This window comes from Pseudomonas sp. IT-P395 (genome assembly GCF_949767675.1).
GTDB lineage: Bacteria > Pseudomonadota > Gammaproteobacteria > Pseudomonadales > Pseudomonadaceae > Aquipseudomonas.
Window position 1 is genome coordinate 124,085 of record NZ_CATKPW010000033.1, and the last position, 17,399, is coordinate 141,483.

At 58.5% G+C, this 17,399-nt stretch carries 18 protein-coding genes; 3 read left to right on the forward strand and 15 right to left on the reverse strand.

What is annotated here, in order from left to right; translation table 11 throughout:
• Nucleotides 1–2: 2 nt before the first annotated feature.
• From ACM6IN_RS19305 to ACM6IN_RS19320, 4 genes are all read right to left on the reverse strand, one after another.
• Nucleotides 3–524, reverse strand: a complete 522-nt coding sequence (locus ACM6IN_RS19305; RefSeq protein ID WP_414916544.1) for a hypothetical protein — start codon at nucleotides 522–524, stop codon at nucleotides 3–5.
• A gap of 70 nt (nucleotides 525–594) precedes the next feature.
• Nucleotides 595–933, reverse strand: a complete 339-nt coding sequence (locus ACM6IN_RS19310) for a phage holin family protein (protein WP_038357950.1) — start codon at nucleotides 931–933, stop codon at nucleotides 595–597.
• Nucleotides 934–1,066: 133 nt separating this feature from the next.
• Nucleotides 1,067–1,495: a tail fiber assembly protein gene (locus ACM6IN_RS19315; protein ID WP_093436539.1), complete on the reverse strand. Its 429-nt coding sequence runs from the start codon at nucleotides 1,493–1,495 to the stop codon at nucleotides 1,067–1,069.
• A gap of 527 nt (nucleotides 1,496–2,022) precedes the next feature.
• Nucleotides 2,023–2,757 carry an XRE family transcriptional regulator gene (locus ACM6IN_RS19320; protein ID WP_007908821.1) on the reverse strand — a complete coding sequence of 245 codons (735 nt, stop codon included), beginning with the start codon at nucleotides 2,755–2,757 and terminating at the stop codon, nucleotides 2,023–2,025.
• 211 nt (nucleotides 2,758–2,968) lie between these two features.
• On the opposite strand from ACM6IN_RS19320, the gene mutS reads away from it, so the two are divergent.
• The gene (gene mutS, locus ACM6IN_RS19325; RefSeq protein ID WP_405122229.1) at nucleotides 2,969–5,551 is read left to right on the forward strand and encodes a DNA mismatch repair protein MutS; all 2,583 of its coding nucleotides are present in this window, start codon (nucleotides 2,969–2,971) and stop codon (nucleotides 5,549–5,551) included.
• A 163-nt stretch (nucleotides 5,552–5,714) separates the two neighbouring features.
• Nucleotides 5,715–6,038 carry a ferredoxin FdxA gene (fdxA, locus tag ACM6IN_RS19330; protein WP_007908827.1) on the forward strand — a complete coding sequence of 108 codons (324 nt, stop codon included), beginning with the start codon at nucleotides 5,715–5,717 and terminating at the stop codon, nucleotides 6,036–6,038.
• Between the two features lie 527 nt (nucleotides 6,039–6,565).
• Here the strand turns inward: fdxA and rpoS are convergent.
• The 8 genes from rpoS to ACM6IN_RS19370 form a co-directional block, all read right to left on the reverse strand.
• Nucleotides 6,566–7,573 carry an RNA polymerase sigma factor RpoS gene (gene rpoS, locus ACM6IN_RS19335; RefSeq protein ID WP_007908828.1) on the reverse strand — a complete coding sequence of 336 codons (1,008 nt, stop codon included), beginning with the start codon at nucleotides 7,571–7,573 and terminating at the stop codon, nucleotides 6,566–6,568.
• Between the two features lie 106 nt (nucleotides 7,574–7,679).
• Entirely contained in the window at nucleotides 7,680–8,561 is an 882-nt protein-coding gene (locus ACM6IN_RS19340; RefSeq protein WP_007908829.1) for a peptidoglycan DD-metalloendopeptidase family protein, read from the reverse strand.
• A gap of 212 nt (nucleotides 8,562–8,773) precedes the next feature.
• Nucleotides 8,774–9,409 (reverse strand): protein-L-isoaspartate(D-aspartate) O-methyltransferase, encoded by a 636-nt coding sequence (locus ACM6IN_RS19345; RefSeq protein ID WP_171057346.1) that lies wholly within the window; start codon nucleotides 9,407–9,409, stop codon nucleotides 8,774–8,776.
• Between the two features lie 41 nt (nucleotides 9,410–9,450).
• A complete protein-coding gene (surE, locus tag ACM6IN_RS19350; RefSeq protein WP_007908831.1) occupies nucleotides 9,451–10,200 on the reverse strand; it encodes a 5'/3'-nucleotidase SurE in 750 nt (249 codons plus the stop codon).
• Nucleotides 10,188–11,246: a tRNA pseudouridine(13) synthase TruD gene (gene truD / locus ACM6IN_RS19355; protein WP_007908832.1), complete on the reverse strand. Its 1,059-nt coding sequence runs from the start codon at nucleotides 11,244–11,246 to the stop codon at nucleotides 10,188–10,190. Before truD ends, surE begins: the two co-directional genes overlap by 13 nt.
• Nucleotides 11,243–11,716: a 2-C-methyl-D-erythritol 2,4-cyclodiphosphate synthase gene (gene ispF, locus ACM6IN_RS19360; protein WP_034149878.1), complete on the reverse strand. Its 474-nt coding sequence runs from the start codon at nucleotides 11,714–11,716 to the stop codon at nucleotides 11,243–11,245. Before ispF ends, truD begins: the two co-directional genes overlap by 4 nt.
• A 44-nt stretch (nucleotides 11,717–11,760) precedes the next feature.
• Nucleotides 11,761–12,606: an S-formylglutathione hydrolase gene (gene fghA, locus ACM6IN_RS19365; protein ID WP_095112506.1), complete on the reverse strand. Its 846-nt coding sequence runs from the start codon at nucleotides 12,604–12,606 to the stop codon at nucleotides 11,761–11,763.
• Nucleotides 12,607–12,671: 65 nt separating this feature from the next.
• Nucleotides 12,672–13,784 carry an S-(hydroxymethyl)glutathione dehydrogenase/class III alcohol dehydrogenase gene (locus ACM6IN_RS19370; RefSeq protein ID WP_007908835.1) on the reverse strand — a complete coding sequence of 371 codons (1,113 nt, stop codon included), beginning with the start codon at nucleotides 13,782–13,784 and terminating at the stop codon, nucleotides 12,672–12,674.
• Nucleotides 13,785–13,900: 116 nt separating this feature from the next.
• Here ACM6IN_RS19370 and ACM6IN_RS19375 point away from each other — a divergent pair, with 116 nt between their 5' ends.
• Nucleotides 13,901–14,797 carry a LysR substrate-binding domain-containing protein gene (locus ACM6IN_RS19375; RefSeq protein ID WP_007908836.1) on the forward strand — a complete coding sequence of 299 codons (897 nt, stop codon included), beginning with the start codon at nucleotides 13,901–13,903 and terminating at the stop codon, nucleotides 14,795–14,797.
• A gap of 87 nt (nucleotides 14,798–14,884) precedes the next feature.
• Here ACM6IN_RS19375 and ispD read toward each other — a convergent pair whose 3' ends face one another.
• From ispD to eno, 3 genes are all read right to left on the reverse strand, one after another.
• The gene (gene ispD, locus ACM6IN_RS19380; RefSeq protein WP_007908837.1) at nucleotides 14,885–15,592 is read right to left on the reverse strand and encodes a 2-C-methyl-D-erythritol 4-phosphate cytidylyltransferase; all 708 of its coding nucleotides are present in this window, start codon (nucleotides 15,590–15,592) and stop codon (nucleotides 14,885–14,887) included.
• A complete protein-coding gene (ftsB, locus tag ACM6IN_RS19385) occupies nucleotides 15,589–15,867 on the reverse strand; it encodes a cell division protein FtsB (RefSeq protein ID WP_007908838.1) in 279 nt (92 codons plus the stop codon). The genes ispD and ftsB overlap by 4 nt, the downstream gene beginning before the upstream one ends.
• Before the next feature lie 171 nt (nucleotides 15,868–16,038).
• On the reverse strand, nucleotides 16,039–17,328 hold the full coding sequence (eno, locus tag ACM6IN_RS19390) for a phosphopyruvate hydratase (RefSeq protein WP_007908839.1): 1,290 nt from the start codon (nucleotides 17,326–17,328) through the stop codon (nucleotides 16,039–16,041).
• Nucleotides 17,329–17,399: the final 71 nt, after the last annotated feature.

Consider the following 17,399-nt stretch of genomic DNA (forward strand, 5'->3'; position numbering starts at 1 on the left):
GGTCAGGCCTCCAGCGCGGTGTATTGGTCCGGGTCGTCGATATTGCTGACCTCCCAGGTGCGAGCGAATTTCGGCGTACCCAGTGGATCGTCCAGCAAGGTCGGGCCGAGGTAGAGGGTCTGGTTGAACGTCAGGGTCCAGGCTTTGTATTGCTGATCGCCGCGGATGAGCAATGACGGCAAGCCATCAATATTCATCGGCAGATCGCATTGATCGCCGGGCAGGTTCCAGCGGTTGTCAGTAATCAGGTTTTTCAGCACCGCGATCAGATCGCACGCTGCAAATGCGCTGGCGGCAAGGGCCGGGATGACTTGCAGGGAGACCGTCATGACATGAGCAATTCGCCCGTCAGCGGCACGCACTCCCGGTCCATTGCGGTCGAAGTTGATCAACACCCAGGCCTGATCGCCCGGCGCAGCGAAATCATCGTGATTGCCGACGTTGAGGTTGAGTCCGGCAGTGTTGCGCAGCGTCGTCGCGATAGCTGTGAACAGTTGCGACGGCTGCTGAATCGGTGTGGGCATACATGACCTCCTTTTCAATCGTCCACGCGAAACCCTGCCGCCAAAATGGCGGCACGGAGAAGTACTCAGGTTAAGGTTGGTCGCGAGGCGGAACTTCGCAGACACCAATGCGCTTGGCCGCCCAGCGTTCGTACAACCCGATGGCGACGTCGGCGCCGGCCATCGCTGTCAGGCAACCGAACGCACCGGCGGCCCAGATCGAAAGTCCAGCGGCATACAGCAGCATGATCGCCGACACGCCGCAGATCATGCAGGCGCCGGAGCGCAGGGCCAGGCGTCGCAGCAGTGACCAGCCACGGGCACCTTCCTTGTCGGCGCGCCACATTTCGCCGGAAACTCCGCCGACGACGGCAAGGAGGATGACCAGCCAGATCGGCATGTCCGCCAACGCTTGTTGCTCGCTTGTCATGTCACGCCTCCCGGGGGTGATTGATGAGTGATGTGTGTTGGGTTCAATCGTTATCTCTTGAGGTAGGCATTCCAAAAAGCCCGGCAGTCTCCGGGCTTTTCAGTAATGCGGCCCGGAAAACCGCACAGCTGATTTAAACGAAAGGGAAAGGGATCGCTGGCCAAGTAATGGTGTACGGGAAATCAGGTTGATTTTTGTATTCGCTCACGGCGACAACGTATTGCTTGAAAGCCAGTAACGCTGCTTCTTCGGCAGGCGTTGCGACGCCCAGATCCACCTTGTAATCAAATGGATTGAGCAGCAGCCATTTTTGCGTGTCTGCCAGCAGCATGGCCGCCATCACCTGACCTTCGCGCACTAGCTGGTCATAAGTAGGCGCGACAAACTCCCAATGATCACTGACCCTGAAAGCATTCCATCCGACCTGAACTGTCGTGTTACCCGTGGCATCCGCCCATTCTCCCCACACACCATCTGGAGGGTTCACCGGCATCGCTTCATCGGTATCCAGAATTTGATAAACCTTCAGGTTGAACAGTGCGATAAAAACGTATCGATTCATGCATTTCTCCTTTTTAGATTTACAACACCTGGGGGTTGGCGGTTCGATCAGATCGAAGCCAGGCAGGCATTCCAAAAAGCCCGGCGCTGAAGCCGGGCTTTTCAGTAATGCGCTCCTTCGCCTTCCTTCAAATCCTGTGTTCAAGAAGGAAGCTGACTTTTCGGCGCTACTGGCGCGGTACGAGTCCATTCAAATTGTTTTTCCGACCGCGGCCCCTGCCCGCCGGATAACTGCTTCTGGTGCTTTACGCTGCACACCCGGGTCAGTTGCCAACCCTCTGAACCGTTGAGGCCGGTTCATCGCTGCCTGTTCTTGTGGAACTAAAGAGCTTTCTTGCCAGCCGCTTTGTCGAGCGGCTTGGTGGCAAGAATATGCATGTATGCATATCCAGTCAATGCGCAAATGCATTTATTTATGCATTAGAAATGCGCAAACGCATGAAAGCCCCGCAGCGAAAGGGTTTGGTGGTTTTATCCAGGCGAAAAAAAACCCGCCAACGAAGGCGGGTTTATCTGGAAGATGTCTGGCTAGCGGGCGTACATGCCCCACCAGAAGACGTGACCGAGGATGACGATCTGCTCTTCCTGGATTTCCTGGAAGCTGTAGTCCTCGTCTGGATGCTCATCGCGATTGAAGCTGCGCAGACGAATGCCGGTAGGCAAGCGATAAAGCTGCTTCACGCGCAATTGGCCGTTGTGATTGATCGCGTACAGGTCGCCATCGATGATGTCGCCGATGCCGCACTTGCCCGCATTGACGCCGACGGTGGCACCATCACGCAAGACCGGCAACATGCTGTTGCCGCGTACCGTCACACATTTGGCCTGGTCGAACTGCACACCGTTATGGCGCAGGCTGCGCTTGCCGAAGCGCAGGCTAGAGCGCTCGCTCTCTTCGATGACGAATCTTCCTGATCCAGCAGCCAATTCAACCTCGCGAAGGAACGGCACCGATACTTCGTCATCATCGACCGGCGTATCGTCGTCCCACAGCATTATGTCCTTGAGTTCCGCGTGTACATCATCACGCGCGGCACCGGCCGACGGCGCGACATCCGCGCGCCCGCGCAACTGATCGGTGCTCACGGCGAAGTACTCGGCGATCTTCGAGATATGTTTATCCGAGGGATCGACGATCTTCCCGCTGAGAATCCGCGAGAGAGTGGATTGAGGCACGCCGGTGCGACGGTGGAGCTCCGTGGGGGAGATCCCGTGCTGGTCGAGCAGTGCTCTTAAGACGGAGGCTACGTTGCGTTTTTGCATAACGCGCATAGTGCTTGAAGTTTTTAATGAAGACAAATGCTGATTTGCATAAATCGTGCATAACTACACCTTTCGGCGAAGAAAACCGTTACCCGGCTGCGATGCCTGCGTCCGGCAGACTGCCCATGGTAACCTTGCGCCCATCGCGCGAAAGCCTGGCCGATGCCCCCGCTTTTGCCCTACATCTTTTAACGAGTTGCCTGACAATCCGATGAATAAAGCCGTCTCCGACCTGTCCTCCCACACTCCGATGATGCAGCAGTACTGGCGCCTGAAGAATCAGCACCCGGATCAGCTGATGTTCTACCGCATGGGCGACTTCTACGAGATCTTCTACGAAGACGCAAAGAAGGCTGCCAAGTTGCTCGACATCACCCTGACCGCGCGCGGGCAGTCGGCGGGACAGGCGATTCCGATGTGCGGGATTCCTTATCACGCGGCGGAAGGCTATCTGGCGAAACTGGTCAAGCTCGGCGAATCGGTGGTGATCTGCGAGCAGGTCGGCGATCCAGCGACCAGCAAAGGCCCGGTTGAACGTCAGGTCGTACGAATCCTCACGCCGGGTACGGTCAGTGATGAGGCGCTGCTCGACGAGCGCCGCGACAACCTGATCGCTGCGCTGTTGGGTGATGAGCGTCTGTTCGGTCTGGCCGTGCTGGACATCACCAGCGGCAGCTTCAGCGTGTCGGAAATCAAAGGCTGGGAAAATCTGCTGGCGGAACTGGAGCGGATCAACCCGGTGGAATTGCTGATCCCGGACGACTGGCCAAGGGACCTGCCAGCGGAAAAACGCCGTGGCGTCAGTCGGCGTGCACCGTGGGATTTCGAGCGCGACTCGGCGCTGAAAAGCCTTTGCCAGCAATTCTCCACCCAAGACCTGAAGGGCTTTGGTTGCGAGAACCTGACCCTGGCCATCGGCGCTGCCGGTTGCCTGTTGGCGTATGCCAAGGAAACCCAGCGCACCGCCCTGCCCCACCTGCGCAGCCTGCGCCACGAACGTCTCGATGACACCGTGGTGCTGGACGGTGCGAGCCGCCGCAATCTTGAACTCGACACCAACCTGGCCGGTGGCCGCGACAACACCCTGCAATCGGTGGTCGATCGCTGCCAGACCGCCATGGGCAGCCGTTTGCTGACTCGTTGGTTGAATCGTCCGCTGCGCGATCTGACCGTGCTGCTGGCGCGCCAGACTTCGATCACTTGCCTGCTCGATCGCTACCGTTTCGAAAAACTGCAACCGCAGCTCAAGGAAATCGGCGACATCGAGCGGATTCTCGCGCGGATCGGCCTGCGCAACGCGCGTCCTCGTGATCTCGCACGGCTGCGCGACGCCCTTGGCGCACTGCCTGAACTGCAAGTGGCCATGACCGACCTGGAAGCGCCGCACCTGCAAGGTCTGGCGACCACCACCAGCACTTACCCGGAACTGGCGGCGCTGCTGGAAAAAGCCATTATCGACAACCCGCCTGCGGTCATCCGTGACGGCGGCGTGCTGAAAACCGGTTACGACAGCGAACTCGATGAACTGCAGTCGCTGAGCGAAAACGCCGGTCAGTTCCTCATCGATCTGGAAGCCCGCGAGAAAGCCCGCACCGGCCTGAGCCACCTGAAAGTTGGCTATAACCGCATTCACGGCTACTTCATCGAACTGCCGAGCAAGCAGGCCGAATCGGCGCCAGCGGATTACATTCGTCGGCAGACGCTGAAAGGCGCCGAACGCTTTATTACGCCGGAACTGAAAGAATTCGAAGACAAGGCGCTGTCGGCCAAGAGCCGCGCCCTCGCACGCGAGAAGATGCTTTACGAAGCGCTGCTGGAAGACCTGATCAGCCAATTGCCACCGTTGCAGGACACCGCTGGCGCACTGGCCGAACTCGACGTGTTGAGCAACCTCGCCGAGCGCGCGCTGAACCTCGACCTGAACTGCCCACGTTTCGTCAGCGAGCCGTGCATGCGCATCTCCCAGGGTCGTCACCCGGTGGTCGAGCAGGTGCTGACCACGCCGTTCGTGGCCAACGACCTCAGTCTGGATGACAACACGCGCATGCTGGTGATCACCGGCCCGAACATGGGCGGTAAATCCACCTACATGCGCCAAACCGCACTGATCGTGCTGCTGGCGCATATCGGCAGCTTCGTGCCGGCCGCCAGTTGCGAACTGTCGCTGGTCGATCGCATTTTCACCCGCATCGGTTCCAGCGATGACCTCGCGGGCGGCCGTTCGACCTTCATGGTTGAAATGAGCGAGACCGCCAACATCCTGCACAACGCCACCGAGCGCAGCCTGGTGCTGATGGACGAAGTCGGTCGCGGCACCAGCACCTTCGACGGTCTGTCGCTGGCGTGGGCTGCGGCGGAGCGCCTGGCTCATTTGCGCGCCTACACACTGTTCGCTACACACTACTTTGAACTGACCGTGTTGCCGGAAGCCGAGCCATTGGTGGCCAACGTCCACCTCAACGCCACCGAGCACAACGAACGCATCGTGTTCCTGCACCACGTGCTGCCCGGCCCTGCCAGCCAGAGTTATGGCTTGGCAGTGGCGCAGTTGGCCGGCGTGCCGAGTGAAGTGATCGTGCGTGCCCGCGAGCACTTGAGCCGACTGGAAGAAACCGCGTTGCCGCATGAAGCGCCGAAACCTGCGGCCAAGGGCAAACCGGCGACGCCACAGCAAAGCGACATGTTCGCCAGCCTGCCGCATCCGGTACTCGATGAGCTGGCTAAACTGGATCTGGATGACCTGACCCCGCGTCGTGCGCTCGAAATGCTCTATGCATTGAAGAACCGGATATAAGCACTGAAGAAGCGGATATAACGCAAACGGCTTCAAGCTGTTAGAATCTCGCGCGGTTTGGGATGCTGCTGGCTAATAGCCTGGCCAGCAGGTATCGCTCCCGAACCTGGCGACCCCAACCGTGAAGGGGCAACGCTGCCGCCGCCTGAGGAGAAAATTAGAAATGACCTTCGTCGTCACCGACAACTGCATCAAGTGCAAGTACACCGACTGCGTAGAAGTCTGTCCGGTGGACTGCTTTTACGAAGGCCCGAACTTCCTGGTGATTCACCCGGATGAGTGCATCGACTGCGCCCTGTGCGAACCGGAATGCCCGGCTGTAGCCATCTTCTCCGAGGACGAAGTTCCGGAAGAGATGCAGGAATTCATTCAACTCAACGTTGAGCTGGCTGAAATCTGGCCGAACATCACCGAGAAGAAAGAATCGCTGCCGGATGCCGAAGAGTGGGATGGTGTCAAAGGCAAGATCAAAGACCTCGAACGCTGATCTGTCGCGCGCTCGAATGAAAAGGCCCCTCGCGGGCCTTTTTGCTGTCCTGCGTTTACTTTTTTGCGGGCAAAAAAAAGGGGCGGTATGACCCGCCCACATTTTTTCCCTATTCCCTGTATTCCTTTTCATCGTCCTGATGAATCGCGTCCTGCGATGTCCATTCCCCTCTTCCTTGAAGGGCGTGTCTGTCCGTCGACACAACCCAGATACTAGAGAATTCCCCGGTGAGAGCAATCGCCCCTGAGACCGCAAAAGCGCTGTAATAAGCACTTCACATTAAGAAATAAATATATAAATCAATAAGTTAAATAATCACGCCGAGGATAATCGACGTCTGCCGTCTTGTAAAAATAGTGAACACCTACGAAAGAGTAAGCCAAGGCTTACACCGCGAGACTACAAACGATGGAATTGCCAACCGTACGTCCGGCAATCAACAGCGTTGTAAGGGACAGCCACCAAATCCAGGCCAACAAAAAGCCCCGAACCAGTCGGGGCTTTCTGCGGGCGGACGTGAGAGGCGCTTACTGGAACAGCGACTCGCTCGACAGGCCATTCTTCTCAAGAATTTCACGAAGGCGCTTGAGGCCTTCTACCTGAATCTGCCGCACCCGTTCCCGGGTCAGACCGATCTCCAGGCCTACGTCTTCCAGCGTGCTGCTCTCGTGACCGCGCAAGCCGAAGCGGCGTACAACCACCTCGCGCTGCTTGTCGGTCAGCTCCGACAGCCATTGATCGATGCTTTGCGACAGGTCGTCATCCTGCAGCAGTTCGCACGGATCGGTCGGACGATCATCGGTGAGGGTGTCCAGCAGGGTTTTATCCGAATCCGGACCCAGCGAGACGTCGACCGAAGAAACCCGCTCGTTCAGGCCCAGCATGCGCTTGACCTCGCCCACCGGTTTTTCCAGCAGGTTGGCGATTTCTTCGGGTGAAGGTTCGTGGTCGAGCTTTTGCGTCAGCTCCCGTGCAGCCCGCAGGTACACGTTGAGCTCCTTGACCACATGGATCGGCAACCGGATGGTCCGGGTCTGATTCATGATCGCGCGCTCGATGGTCTGACGAATCCACCAGGTTGCATAGGTCGAGAAGCGGAAGCCGCGCTCGGGATCGAACTTTTCCACCGCCCGGATCAGCCCGAGGTTGCCCTCTTCGATCAGATCCAGCAGCGACAGCCCCCGATTGACGTAACGCCGGGCGATTTTGACCACCAGCCGCAGGTTACTTTCAATCATGCGCTTGCGCCCGGCCGGATCGCCACTTTGCGACAAGCGCGCAAAATGAACTTCTTCCTCCGGGGAGAGCAATGGGGAAAAGCCGATTTCGTTGAGATACAACTGCGTGGCATCAAGTGCACGCGTGTAGTCGATGTACTTATGTTGTTTAAGTGAAGCGGAGTGTTTGGATTTGGAACGAACGGAAGGTGGAGCAGCCCCTTCATCATTCGACATCGAATCCGAATCGATGCCGGTCTCCATAAGGAGAACCTCATCGTCGATGTCAAACTCCGGCACTTCTTTACTGAGAGCCATTGTTATAGTCCTTTGGTGAGTTCGACCCCAAGCTCAAGCGACGCCTTTATCCTTGGCAGCGCTGGAGCCTGTCCCCTCTACGTGACGGAACAGGCTGGCTTACAAATCAACGTCTTGGCAGGAACTGCAGCGGATCCACAGGTTTACCTTGGCGGCGAATCTCAAAATGCAGTTTCACCCGGTCTGTACCCGTTGACCCCATTTCGGCAATTGTCTGTCCGACCTTGACCTGCTGTCCCTCCCGAACCAACAGCCTGCGGTTATGTCCGTAGGCACTGACGTAGGTTTCGCTGTGTTTGATGATGACTAATTCGCCGTAGCCCCTTAAGCCACTCCCGGCGTATACCACCGTCCCATCAGACGCAGCTAAAACAGGCTGTCCCAAATCTCCGGCGATATCAATTCCTTTATTCAAACTACCGTTTGAAGAGAATTTTCCAATCAGAATGCCATTAGATGGCCATCCCCAGCCGGTCGGGGCCGGGCCTGCCGGAGGCAGTGGTGCGGGCGCTTGCTTGTTGGCGACGGACGGTGCAACACCCGCAGAACCGCCAGTAGAACCGGTGGTTGTGGTGGTCGTCGTGCCATTTGCCTGGCGCCGGATTACCGTGGTTTTACTCGAAGAAGAAGGCGAAGAACTGCTGTTGCCGACCACCGCCGTCGGCGTTGAACCGGTGCGGCCATCGAAGCGAATCGTCTGACCCGGATGGATCGTGTACGGCGTAGGAATATTGTTCCGGGCCGCGAGGGCTTTGTAGTCCCAGCCGTAGCGAAACGCGATCGAAAACATCGTATCGCCGGGACGGACTACATACTGTCCGGTCGTCACGGTAGGACGCTGGGCCACCGCATTATTGCGATCGACCACCCGCACATTGCTCGATTTGGTGCTGGAGCAACCGACCAGCAAGGTGCTCAAGACAAGGCCAGTCACCAGGCGCTGAAAGCTCGTGTTACCCATACGCTGCGCAATGACTGTGAGACTCACCCGCCGCTCCCTTTGTGGTGGCTGAAAAATGTGAAATGCCGGATGTCGGCATGAGGTGTCGCAAGTATAACGGGCCGGATCGGCTTTACCTTTAATGAAGCGAAATCGCTTCGCGCACACGTTTGCAAGCTGACAATCTGCTGCGTTTAAACCATCGCTGCCGGAGTAAGACACAGGCGAACGAAAGGAATTCAGCGTGCGTAAACAAATGCTCAGGCCAGCGGCCCATTGAGCAACGGCACGAAACGAACAGCCCCCAGAACATGCCGGGAAAAGCCGTTTTCCTCACGCACGATCAGCAACAATTGCTGCACTTCTCCCGAGCCCACCGGGATCACCATGCGCCCGCCCGGAGCCAATTGGTCGAGCAAGGCTTGCGGAACATCGGTGGCCACGGCGGTGACGATAATGCCGTTATACGGCGCCAGCGCCGGCCAGCCTTCCCAGCCATCGCCCCAGCGGAACACCACATTGCGCAGGTTAAGTTCGACCAGGCGTTCCTTGGCGCGGTCCTGCAGCACCTTGATCCGCTCGACCGAGAACACTCGCTCCACCAGTTGTGACAACACCGCGGTCTGGTAACCGGAACCGGTGCCGATCTCCAGCACTTTATCCAGCGGTCCCGCCTCCAACAGCAGCTCGCTCATGCGCGCCACCATATAAGGCTGGGAAATGGTCTGGTTATTGCCGATCGGCAGCGCCGTGTCCTCGTAAGCGCGATGTGCCAGCGCTTCATCGACGAACAGATGACGCGGCGTACGCCGAATCACTTCCAGCACCTTGGCGTTGGACACGCCCTCTTCGTACAGGCGCTGGATCAGACGTTCACGGGTACGCTGCGAGGTCATACCGATGCCGCTGCGCAGCCTGTCTTCGTGTTCACGGGCCATCAGCGCAGTCCCTCCAGCCAGCCATCGAGACTTCTGAAGGCATCATTGAAGGTGCGATCAAGCTGCAACGGCGTGATGGAGACATAACCTTGCATCACCGCATGAAAGTCGGTGCCGGGGCCGCCATCCTCGGCATCGCCGGCGGCAGCAATCCAGTAACCGGCCTTGCCACGCGGATCGACCACTTTCATCGGCGCCGCCGCGCGGGCGCGATGGCCGAGTCGGGTCAGCTGGATGCCACGAATGTGATCGATGGGCAGGTTGGGAATGTTCACGTTGAGCACCGTGCGCGGCGGCAGGTCGAGCCCGGCATGGGCTTCAACCAGTTTGCGCGCAAAGTACGCCGCCGTCGGCAGATTATCCACCTGCCGTGAGACCAGCGAAAAAGCAAACGACGGACGCTCGAGGAAACGTCCCTCAAGAGCGGCCGCCACTGTCCCGGAATACAGCACGTCATCGCCAAGGTTGGCGCCGAGGTTGATGCCGGAAACCACCATGTCCGCCTCACGTTCCAGCAGGCCGTTCAGGCCCAGGTGCACGCAGTCGGTCGGTGTGCCGTTGAGGCTGATAAAGCCGTTGGCAAGGTATTGCGGGTGCAGCGGACGGTCGAGCGTCAGCGAACTGCTGGCGCCGCTTTTGTCCTGCTCCGGGGCGATAACCACGCACTCGGTGTAATCCGCCAGCGCAGCATAGAGCGCGGCAAGACCGGGTGCGGTTACCCCATCGTCGTTAGAAATCAGAATACGCATGGGCTGTCCGTCTGCCCCACCGGCACCAGATCAACGAGTTCGCGCACCAATACGGTGGCGAAGCATCCGGCCGGGAGGACGAATTCCAGTTGCAGAATGTCAGGCTGGGGATAATGCCACGTCAACCCGCCAATGGGCAGCCGCAGGATGCGACGTTCGTGGCTCATGCCGGCATGAACCAACCAATCGCGCAGCTCTGCTTCATCGGCGGCGATCCCCTGCTCCAGTTCATGGACAACGCCTGCGGTCGGCGAGTCACCTTCGCCCCACTGTGGACCGGTCGGATGCAGATCGAGAATCGCCAGACGCGGGTCGCTGCATTCAGCTTCTCCGGCCGGGAAAAAACTGCGGCTGTCGGTGAACGCCAGCAGATCGCCGACCTGAGCTTTTTGCCAAGTACCATCGGCAACACGCGCCGCCAGCACTTTGTTGAACAGAAAACTGCGCGCGGTCGAGAGCAGGCGCGAGCGCACATTGCGCTGCTCCGGCAAAGCCTTGCGCGCCGCCCACGCACGCGCATCAACGACGTTGCCGCCGTCATGGCCGAAACGCTGGGCGCCGAAATAATTGGGAATGCCCTGTTTGGCGATCAGTTGCAGACGCTGTTCAATCGCGTCTTTGTCGCCAGTGAACTGAGTCAGGCGCAAGGTGAAACCGTTGGCCGAATGCGCACCGCGTTGCAGCTTGCGCTTGTGCCGGGTGGTCTTGAGGATCTTCAGCGTGTCGTTTTCCGCCGCTGACAGATCCGGATCGGCCTTGCCCGGCAGTTGCACGCTGAACCACTGACGGGTCAGCGCCTGACGATCCTTCAGCCCGGCATAGCTGACGGTGCGCAACGGCACGCCGGCAGCCTTGGCAATACGCCGTGCGGCTTCTTCAGTGTTGAGGCCGCGTTTTTCGACCCAGATCCACAAGTGCTCGCCGTCGCCGCTGAACGGGATGTCGAGCACTTCATCGACCTGAAAATCTTCGGCGATGGCTTTTAGTATCGCGCTGCCGAGAGCTTCGCCATAGGCACGCGGGCCGAGCAATTGCAGTTCATTCATGCGCGCAGCAACAAGGCAACGGAGTGCACGGCGATGCCTTCTTCGCGACCGACAAAGCCAAGCTTTTCGGTGGTGGTAGCTTTCACGTTCACTTGATCCAACTCAACTTGAAGATCCGCCGCGATCAGCGCGCGCATCGATTCGATATGCGGGGCCATTTTCGGCGCCTGGGCAACGATGGTGTTGTCGACGTTGCCGACTTTCCAGCCCTTGGCATGGATCAGCGCGACCACATGACGCAGCAGCGCACGGCTGTCGGCGCCCTTGAATTGCGGGTCGGTGTCCGGGAAGTGTTTGCCGATATCACCCAGCGCCGCAGCGCCGAGCAAGGCATCGCTCAAGGCGTGCAGCAAAACGTCACCGTCGGAATGAGCGAGCAGCCCGAAGCTGTGTGCGATACGCACGCCGCCCAGAGTAATGAAATCGCCTTCAGCGAAACGGTGCACATCATAGCCGTGGCCAATACGCATAAAAAAAACGCCCCGATTTTTGTCAGGGCGTGATTCTACCTGCATTAACCGCGCAGGGCGCGTGCGTGATGCTGCAAGTGGTCGTCTATAAAGCTTGAGATGAAGAAATAGCTGTGGTCGTAGCCCGGTTGCAGACGCAATGTCAGCGGATGGCCCGCTTGTTTTGCTGCTTGTTGCAAGGCTTCGGGTTTGAGCTGAGTGGCGAGGAAGTCGTCGCGATCACCCTGATCGACCAGCAGCGGCAGTTTTTCGTGGGCCTCGGCGATCAGCGCACAGGCATCCCACTCTTTCCACTTCGAACGATCTTCGCCCAGGTAACGGGAGAACGCCTTTTGCCCCCATGGGCAATCCATCGGGTTGTTGATCGGCGAGAACGCCGACACCGATTGATAGCGACCCGGGTTTCGCAATGCGCAGACCAACGCACCGTGACCGCCCATGGAGTGGCCGCTGATGCTGCGTTTGTCCGAAGCGGGGAAATGCGCTTCAACCAGTGAAGGCAATTCCTGCACGACATAGTCATGCATCCGATAGTGGCGCGACCAAGGTTCCTGGGTGGCATTCAGATAGAACCCGGCGCCAAGGCCGAAATCCCAAGCGTTGTCCGGATCACCCGGGACATCGGGGCCGCGCGGGCTGGTGTCCGGCGCAACAATGATCAAACCCAGTTCGGCAGCCATGCGCATCGCGCCGGCCTTCTGCATGAAGTTCTCATCGGTGCAGGTCAGGCCTGACAACCAATACAGCACTGGCAGCTTGCCGCCCTGCTCAGCCTGCGGTGGCAGGTAGACGGCGAACACCATGTCGCAACCGAGCACGTCAGAGCGATGGCGATAGCGCTTGTGCCAACCGCCGAAACTCTTCTGACAGGAGATGTTTTCCAGATTCATATGAAGACTCCTACGTGATCACGACCACAAGCCTTCAAGACTTGTAGCCATGTCGCCACGATTGATCAGAAATGAATGACGGTACGAATGCTCTTGCCTTCGTGCATCAGATCGAACGCTTTGTTGATGTCTTCCAGGCCCATGGTGTGGGTGATGAACGTATCCAGCGGGATCTCGCCGCTCTGGGCCATGTCGACGTAGCTTGGCAACTCGGTACGACCGCGCACGCCGCCGAACGCCGAACCGCGCCAGACGCGACCGGTCACCAACTGGAACGGACGGGTCGCGATTTCCTGGCCGGCACCGGCCACACCGATGATCACCGACTCACCCCAACCTTTGTGGCAGCACTCAAGGGCGGCGCGCATCAGTTGCACGTTGCCGATGCATTCGAAGGAGAAGTCGACGCCGCCATCGGTCATGTCGACGATCACTTCCTGGATCGGACGATCGAAGTCTTTCGGGTTTACGCAGTCGGTTGCACCGAGTTGCTTGGCGATTTCGAACTTGGCCGGATTGATGTCGATGGCAATGATGCGCGCAGCCTTGGCTTTCACCGCGCCGATCACCGCTGACAGACCGATGCCGCCGAGACCGAAGATGGCCACGGTGTCACCCGGTTTGACCTTGGCGGTGTTGAGCACTGCGCCGATACCGGTGGTGACGCCGCAGCCCAGCAGGCAAACCTTTTCCAGTGGCGCGTCCTTGGAGATCTTGGCCACGGATATTTCCGGCAACACGGTGTATTCCGAGAACGTCGAAGTGCCCATGTAGTGGAAAATCGTTTCGCCCTTGTAGGAAAAGCGCGAAGTGCCGTCCGGCATCAAACCTTTACCCTGAGTCGCGCGAATTGCCTGACACAGGTTGGTCTTGCCCGACTTACAGAATTTGCACTGGCCGCATTCCGGGGTGTACAGCGGAATCACGTGATCGCCCACCGCAACCGAGGTTACGCCCTCGCCGATGGCTTCAACGATCGCGCCACCTTCGTGGCCAAGGATCGACGGAAAGATGCCTTCCGGATCAGCACCGGACAGGGTGTAGGCGTCAGTGTGGCAAACCCCGGAAGCCACCACGCGCAGCAACACTTCGCCGGCCTTGGGCATGGCGACATCGACTTCTACGATTTCCAGCGGCTTCTTGGCCTCGAAGGCAACGGCGGCGCGCGACTTGATCATGCTGACTCTCCAGTGAATCCAATGAATAAAAAACCAGACAAGAAGTGTAATACATGGCTTTACGATGAATAATCCGGACAAAAGCAAAACATTATTGCCATACAGGGATAATCCCCATGTCCGAAAACCGCTGGGAAGGCATCGACGAGTTCGTCGCCGTCGCCGAATGCAGCCAGTTCACCGCCGCTGCCGAACGTCTTGGGGTTTCGTCCTCGCACATCAGTCGCCAAATCGTCCGACTCGAAGAGCGTTTGCAGACGCGCCTGCTCTATCGCAGTACCCGGCGCGTGACACTGACCGAGGCCGGGCAGACCTTTCTGCAACATTGCCAACGCTTGCAGGATGGTCGCGAAGAAGCCCTGCGTGCGGTGGGCGACCTGACCAGTGAGCCGAAAGGCATGCTGCGCATGACCTGTGCCGTGGCTTACGGCGAACGCTTTATCGTGCCGCTGGTAACGCGGTTCATGGGGCTTTATCCGCAGCTGCGCATCGATATCGAACTGAGCAATCGCCAACTCGACCTGGTGCATGAAGGATTGGACTTGGCGATTCGTCTCGGTCGCTTGCAGGACTCGCGGCTGGTCGCGACACGCCTGGCGCCACGGCGAATGTTTCTCTGCGCTTCACCGTCCTACGTTGAGCGGTACGGCCGCCCACACAGCCTGTCGGAATTGAGCCGACATAATTGCCTGATCGGCAGCTCGGACATCTGGCAGCTTGAGCAAAACGGCCGGGAGTTTTCCCAACGGGTGCAGGGCAACTGGCGCTGCAACAGTGGGCAAGCAGTGCTGGATGCGGCGTTGCAGGGGGTTGGGCTGTGTCAGTTGCCGGACTATTACGTGCTGGAGCATCTGCACAGTGGCGCGTTGATTTCCTTGCTGGAGGCGCACCAGCCACCGAACACGGCGGTGTGGGCGCTGTATCCGCAGCAGCGGCATTTGTCGCCGAAGGTGCGCAAGTTGGTGGATTTTTTGAAGGAGGGATTGGCTGAGCGGCCGGAATATCGAGGTTGAAAAGCAAAAGATCGCAGCCTTCGGCAGCTCCTACAAAGGCATGCGAACCCATGTAGGAGCTGCCGAAGGCTGCGATCTTTTGATCTTTTAGCGGCGGTTAGCCCAACGCTGACGCAACCATTCGAGATCTTCAGGCCGGGTCACCTTGAGGTTATCCGCCCGCCCTTCAATCAGTCGCGGCTTGAGACCGGCCCACTCCATCGCCGAAGCTTCATCAGTAATCAGCGCATCCGCCACCAGACTGTCCGCCAACGCCCGATGCAACGCGCCGAGGCGAAACATCTGCGGCGTATACGCCTGCCAGATCACGCTGCGATCGACGGTTTCCAGCACCCGACCGTGCTTGTCGACGCGCTTCAACGTGTCGCGCGCAGGGACGGCGAGCAAACCGCCGACCGGATCATCCGCCAGTTCATCGAGTAACTTGTCGAGATCTTCGCGACTCAGATTCGGTCGTGCCGCATCGTGCACCAGCACCCAATCTTCATCATCGGCACCCTGCGCATGCAAGTGCAGCAAGGCATTGAGCACCGAACCAGAACGCTCGGCCCCGCCTTCAACCCGCTGAATGCGCGGATCGCTGACGCACGCCAGGTTCGGCCAGTAAGGATCATCAACCGCAAGACTGACCACCAGTCCTTTAAGGCTTGGGTGATCGAGGAAACAGCCGAGGCTGTGTTCGAGAATTGTGCGCCCGCCCAATTGCAGATATTGCTTGGGACGGTCCGCGGCCATTCGGGCACCGACGCCCGCGGCAGGAATCACGGCCCAGAAGGCCGGCAGGGAATTGATCATTGGGCCAACTGGTAAAGGGTTTCGCCGTCCTTGACCATGCCCAGTTCGTGACGAGCCCGCTCTTCAACGGTCTCCATGCCCTTTTTCAACTCACTGACTTCAGCGTCCATCACGCGATTACGCTCCAGCAAACCTTCGTTCTCGGCATGTTGATCAGCAATCTGCTGATTCAGCTCGGCAACTTGCGCCAGACTGCCATTGCCCACCCACAGGCGATATTGCAGACCGGCCAGTAGCAAGAGCAAAACGAGAAACAACCAGTAAGGACTGCGCATCGAATATCAGGTATCCAGTGAAAAAAGACAGCCACGCCAAAACTTTGAAGCATCTGATAGCACGAAGCCTGGAAGACCCAGGCTTGTGCTGTTAAGGCATCAGATTAGTGGCAAATCCATCGCTGTCACGACTTTTTCGACACAATCCGGTGTCCTTCCATCGATTTGTACTTAGCCGCGAAACTCGCTGCGACCGTTGTACTTGGCCTTGCCATTCAACTGCTCTTCGATACGCAGCAGTTGGTTGTACTTGGAAACGCGGTCGGAACGGCACAGCGAACCGGTCTTGATCTGGCCAGCCGAAGTACCCACAGCCAGGTCGGCAATGGTCGAATCTTCGGTTTCGCCGGAACGGTGCGAGATCACTGCGGTGTAGCCGGCTGCCTTGGCCATCTGGATGGCTTCAAGGGTTTCGGTCAGGGTGCCGATCTGGTTGAACTTGATCAGGATCGAGTTGGCGATGTTTTTATCGATGCCCTCTTTCAGGATCTTGGTGTTGGTCACGAACAGGTCGTCGCCCACCAATTGAACCTTCTCGCCGATCTTGTCGGTGAGGATTTTCCAGCCAGCCCAGTCAGACTCGTCCAGACCGTCTTCGATCGAGATGATCGGGTAACGTTCAGTCAGGCCTTTCAGGTAGTCAGCGAAACCTTCAGCGGTGAACACTTGGCCTTCGCCGGACAGGTTGTACTTGCCGTCTTCGTAGAATTCGCTGGCCGCGCAGTCCAGGGCCAGAGTCACGTCGGTGCCCAGTTTGTAACCGGCATTGGCCACAGCTTCGGAGATTACTTTCAGCGCGTCTTCGTTGGACGCCAGGTTCGGTGCGAAACCGCCTTCGTCGCCAACGGCAGTGCTCAGGCCACGAGCCTTCAGCACAGCTTTCAAGTGATGGAAAATCTCGGTGCCCATGCGCAGACCTTCCGAGAACGACTTGGCGCCAACCGGCTGCACCATGAATTCCTGGATGTCGACGTTGTTATCGGCGTGCTCGCCACCGTTGATGATGTTCATCATCGGTACCGGCATCGAGTAAACACCCGGGGTGCCGTTGAGGTTGGCGATGTGTGCGTACAGCGGCAGGTCCTGGTCCTGCGCAGCAGCCTTGGCCGCAGCCAGAGACACAGCGAGGATGGCGTTGGCGCCCAGAGTTGCCTTGTTTTCGGTACCGTCGAGCTTGATCATCGCGTGATCCAGGGCTTTCTGGTCGCTTGGGTCGGTGCCCAGCAGCAGATCGCGGATCGGACCGTTGATGTTGGCTACCGCTTTGAGCACGCCCTTGCCCAGGTAACGGCTCTTGTCGCCATCACGCAGCTCGAGCGCTTCACGCGAGCCAGTGGATGCACCGGACGGCGCGCAAGCGCTGCCGATGATGCCGTTGTCGAGAAGCACGTCCGCTTCCACGGTGGGATTGCCACGGGAGTCGAGAACTTCACGACCTTTGATGTCGACGATTTTTGCCATTGTTGTAAACACTCCAAAGTTGACGAAAACGACGCAGCTAGAGGAAATCTTTTTACCGTCGGCAAGGGGTG

What these genes read in the sequence shown, in the direction of transcription:
- ACM6IN_RS19375 (WP_007908836.1), top strand. Translation starts at nt 13,901, where the DNA reads ATGTCCGAAAACCGCTGGGAAGGCATCGACGAGTTCGTCGCCGTCGCC.
- ACM6IN_RS19320 (WP_007908821.1), bottom strand. Translation starts at nt 2,757, where the DNA reads ATGCAAAAACGCAACGTAGCCTCCGTCTTAAGAGCACTGCTCGACCAG.
- ACM6IN_RS19310 (WP_038357950.1), bottom strand. Translation starts at nt 933, where the DNA reads ATGACAAGCGAGCAACAAGCGTTGGCGGACATGCCGATCTGGCTGGTC.
- ACM6IN_RS19315 (WP_093436539.1), bottom strand. Translation starts at nt 1,495, where the DNA reads ATGAATCGATACGTTTTTATCGCACTGTTCAACCTGAAGGTTTATCAA.
- truD (WP_007908832.1), bottom strand. Translation starts at nt 11,246, where the DNA reads ATGAATGAACTGCAATTGCTCGGCCCGCGTGCCTATGGCGAAGCTCTC.
- ACM6IN_RS19370 (WP_007908835.1), bottom strand. Translation starts at nt 13,784, where the DNA reads ATGATCAAGTCGCGCGCCGCCGTTGCCTTCGAGGCCAAGAAGCCGCTG.
- ispF (WP_034149878.1), bottom strand. Translation starts at nt 11,716, where the DNA reads ATGCGTATTGGCCACGGCTATGATGTGCACCGTTTCGCTGAAGGCGAT.
- fdxA (WP_007908827.1), top strand. Translation starts at nt 5,715, where the DNA reads ATGACCTTCGTCGTCACCGACAACTGCATCAAGTGCAAGTACACCGAC.
- mutS (WP_405122229.1), top strand. Translation starts at nt 2,969, where the DNA reads ATGAATAAAGCCGTCTCCGACCTGTCCTCCCACACTCCGATGATGCAG.
- ftsB (WP_007908838.1), bottom strand. Translation starts at nt 15,867, where the DNA reads ATGCGCAGTCCTTACTGGTTGTTTCTCGTTTTGCTCTTGCTACTGGCC.
- surE (WP_007908831.1), bottom strand. Translation starts at nt 10,200, where the DNA reads ATGCGTATTCTGATTTCTAACGACGATGGGGTAACCGCACCCGGTCTT.
- fghA (WP_095112506.1), bottom strand. Translation starts at nt 12,606, where the DNA reads ATGAATCTGGAAAACATCTCCTGTCAGAAGAGTTTCGGCGGTTGGCAC.
- ACM6IN_RS19345 (WP_171057346.1), bottom strand. Translation starts at nt 9,409, where the DNA reads ATGACCTCGCAGCGTACCCGTGAACGTCTGATCCAGCGCCTGTACGAA.
- ACM6IN_RS19305 (WP_414916544.1), bottom strand. Translation starts at nt 524, where the DNA reads ATGCCCACACCGATTCAGCAGCCGTCGCAACTGTTCACAGCTATCGCG.
- eno (WP_007908839.1), bottom strand. Translation starts at nt 17,328, where the DNA reads ATGGCAAAAATCGTCGACATCAAAGGTCGTGAAGTTCTCGACTCCCGT.
- ispD (WP_007908837.1), bottom strand. Translation starts at nt 15,592, where the DNA reads ATGATCAATTCCCTGCCGGCCTTCTGGGCCGTGATTCCTGCCGCGGGC.
- rpoS (WP_007908828.1), bottom strand. Translation starts at nt 7,573, where the DNA reads ATGGCTCTCAGTAAAGAAGTGCCGGAGTTTGACATCGACGATGAGGTT.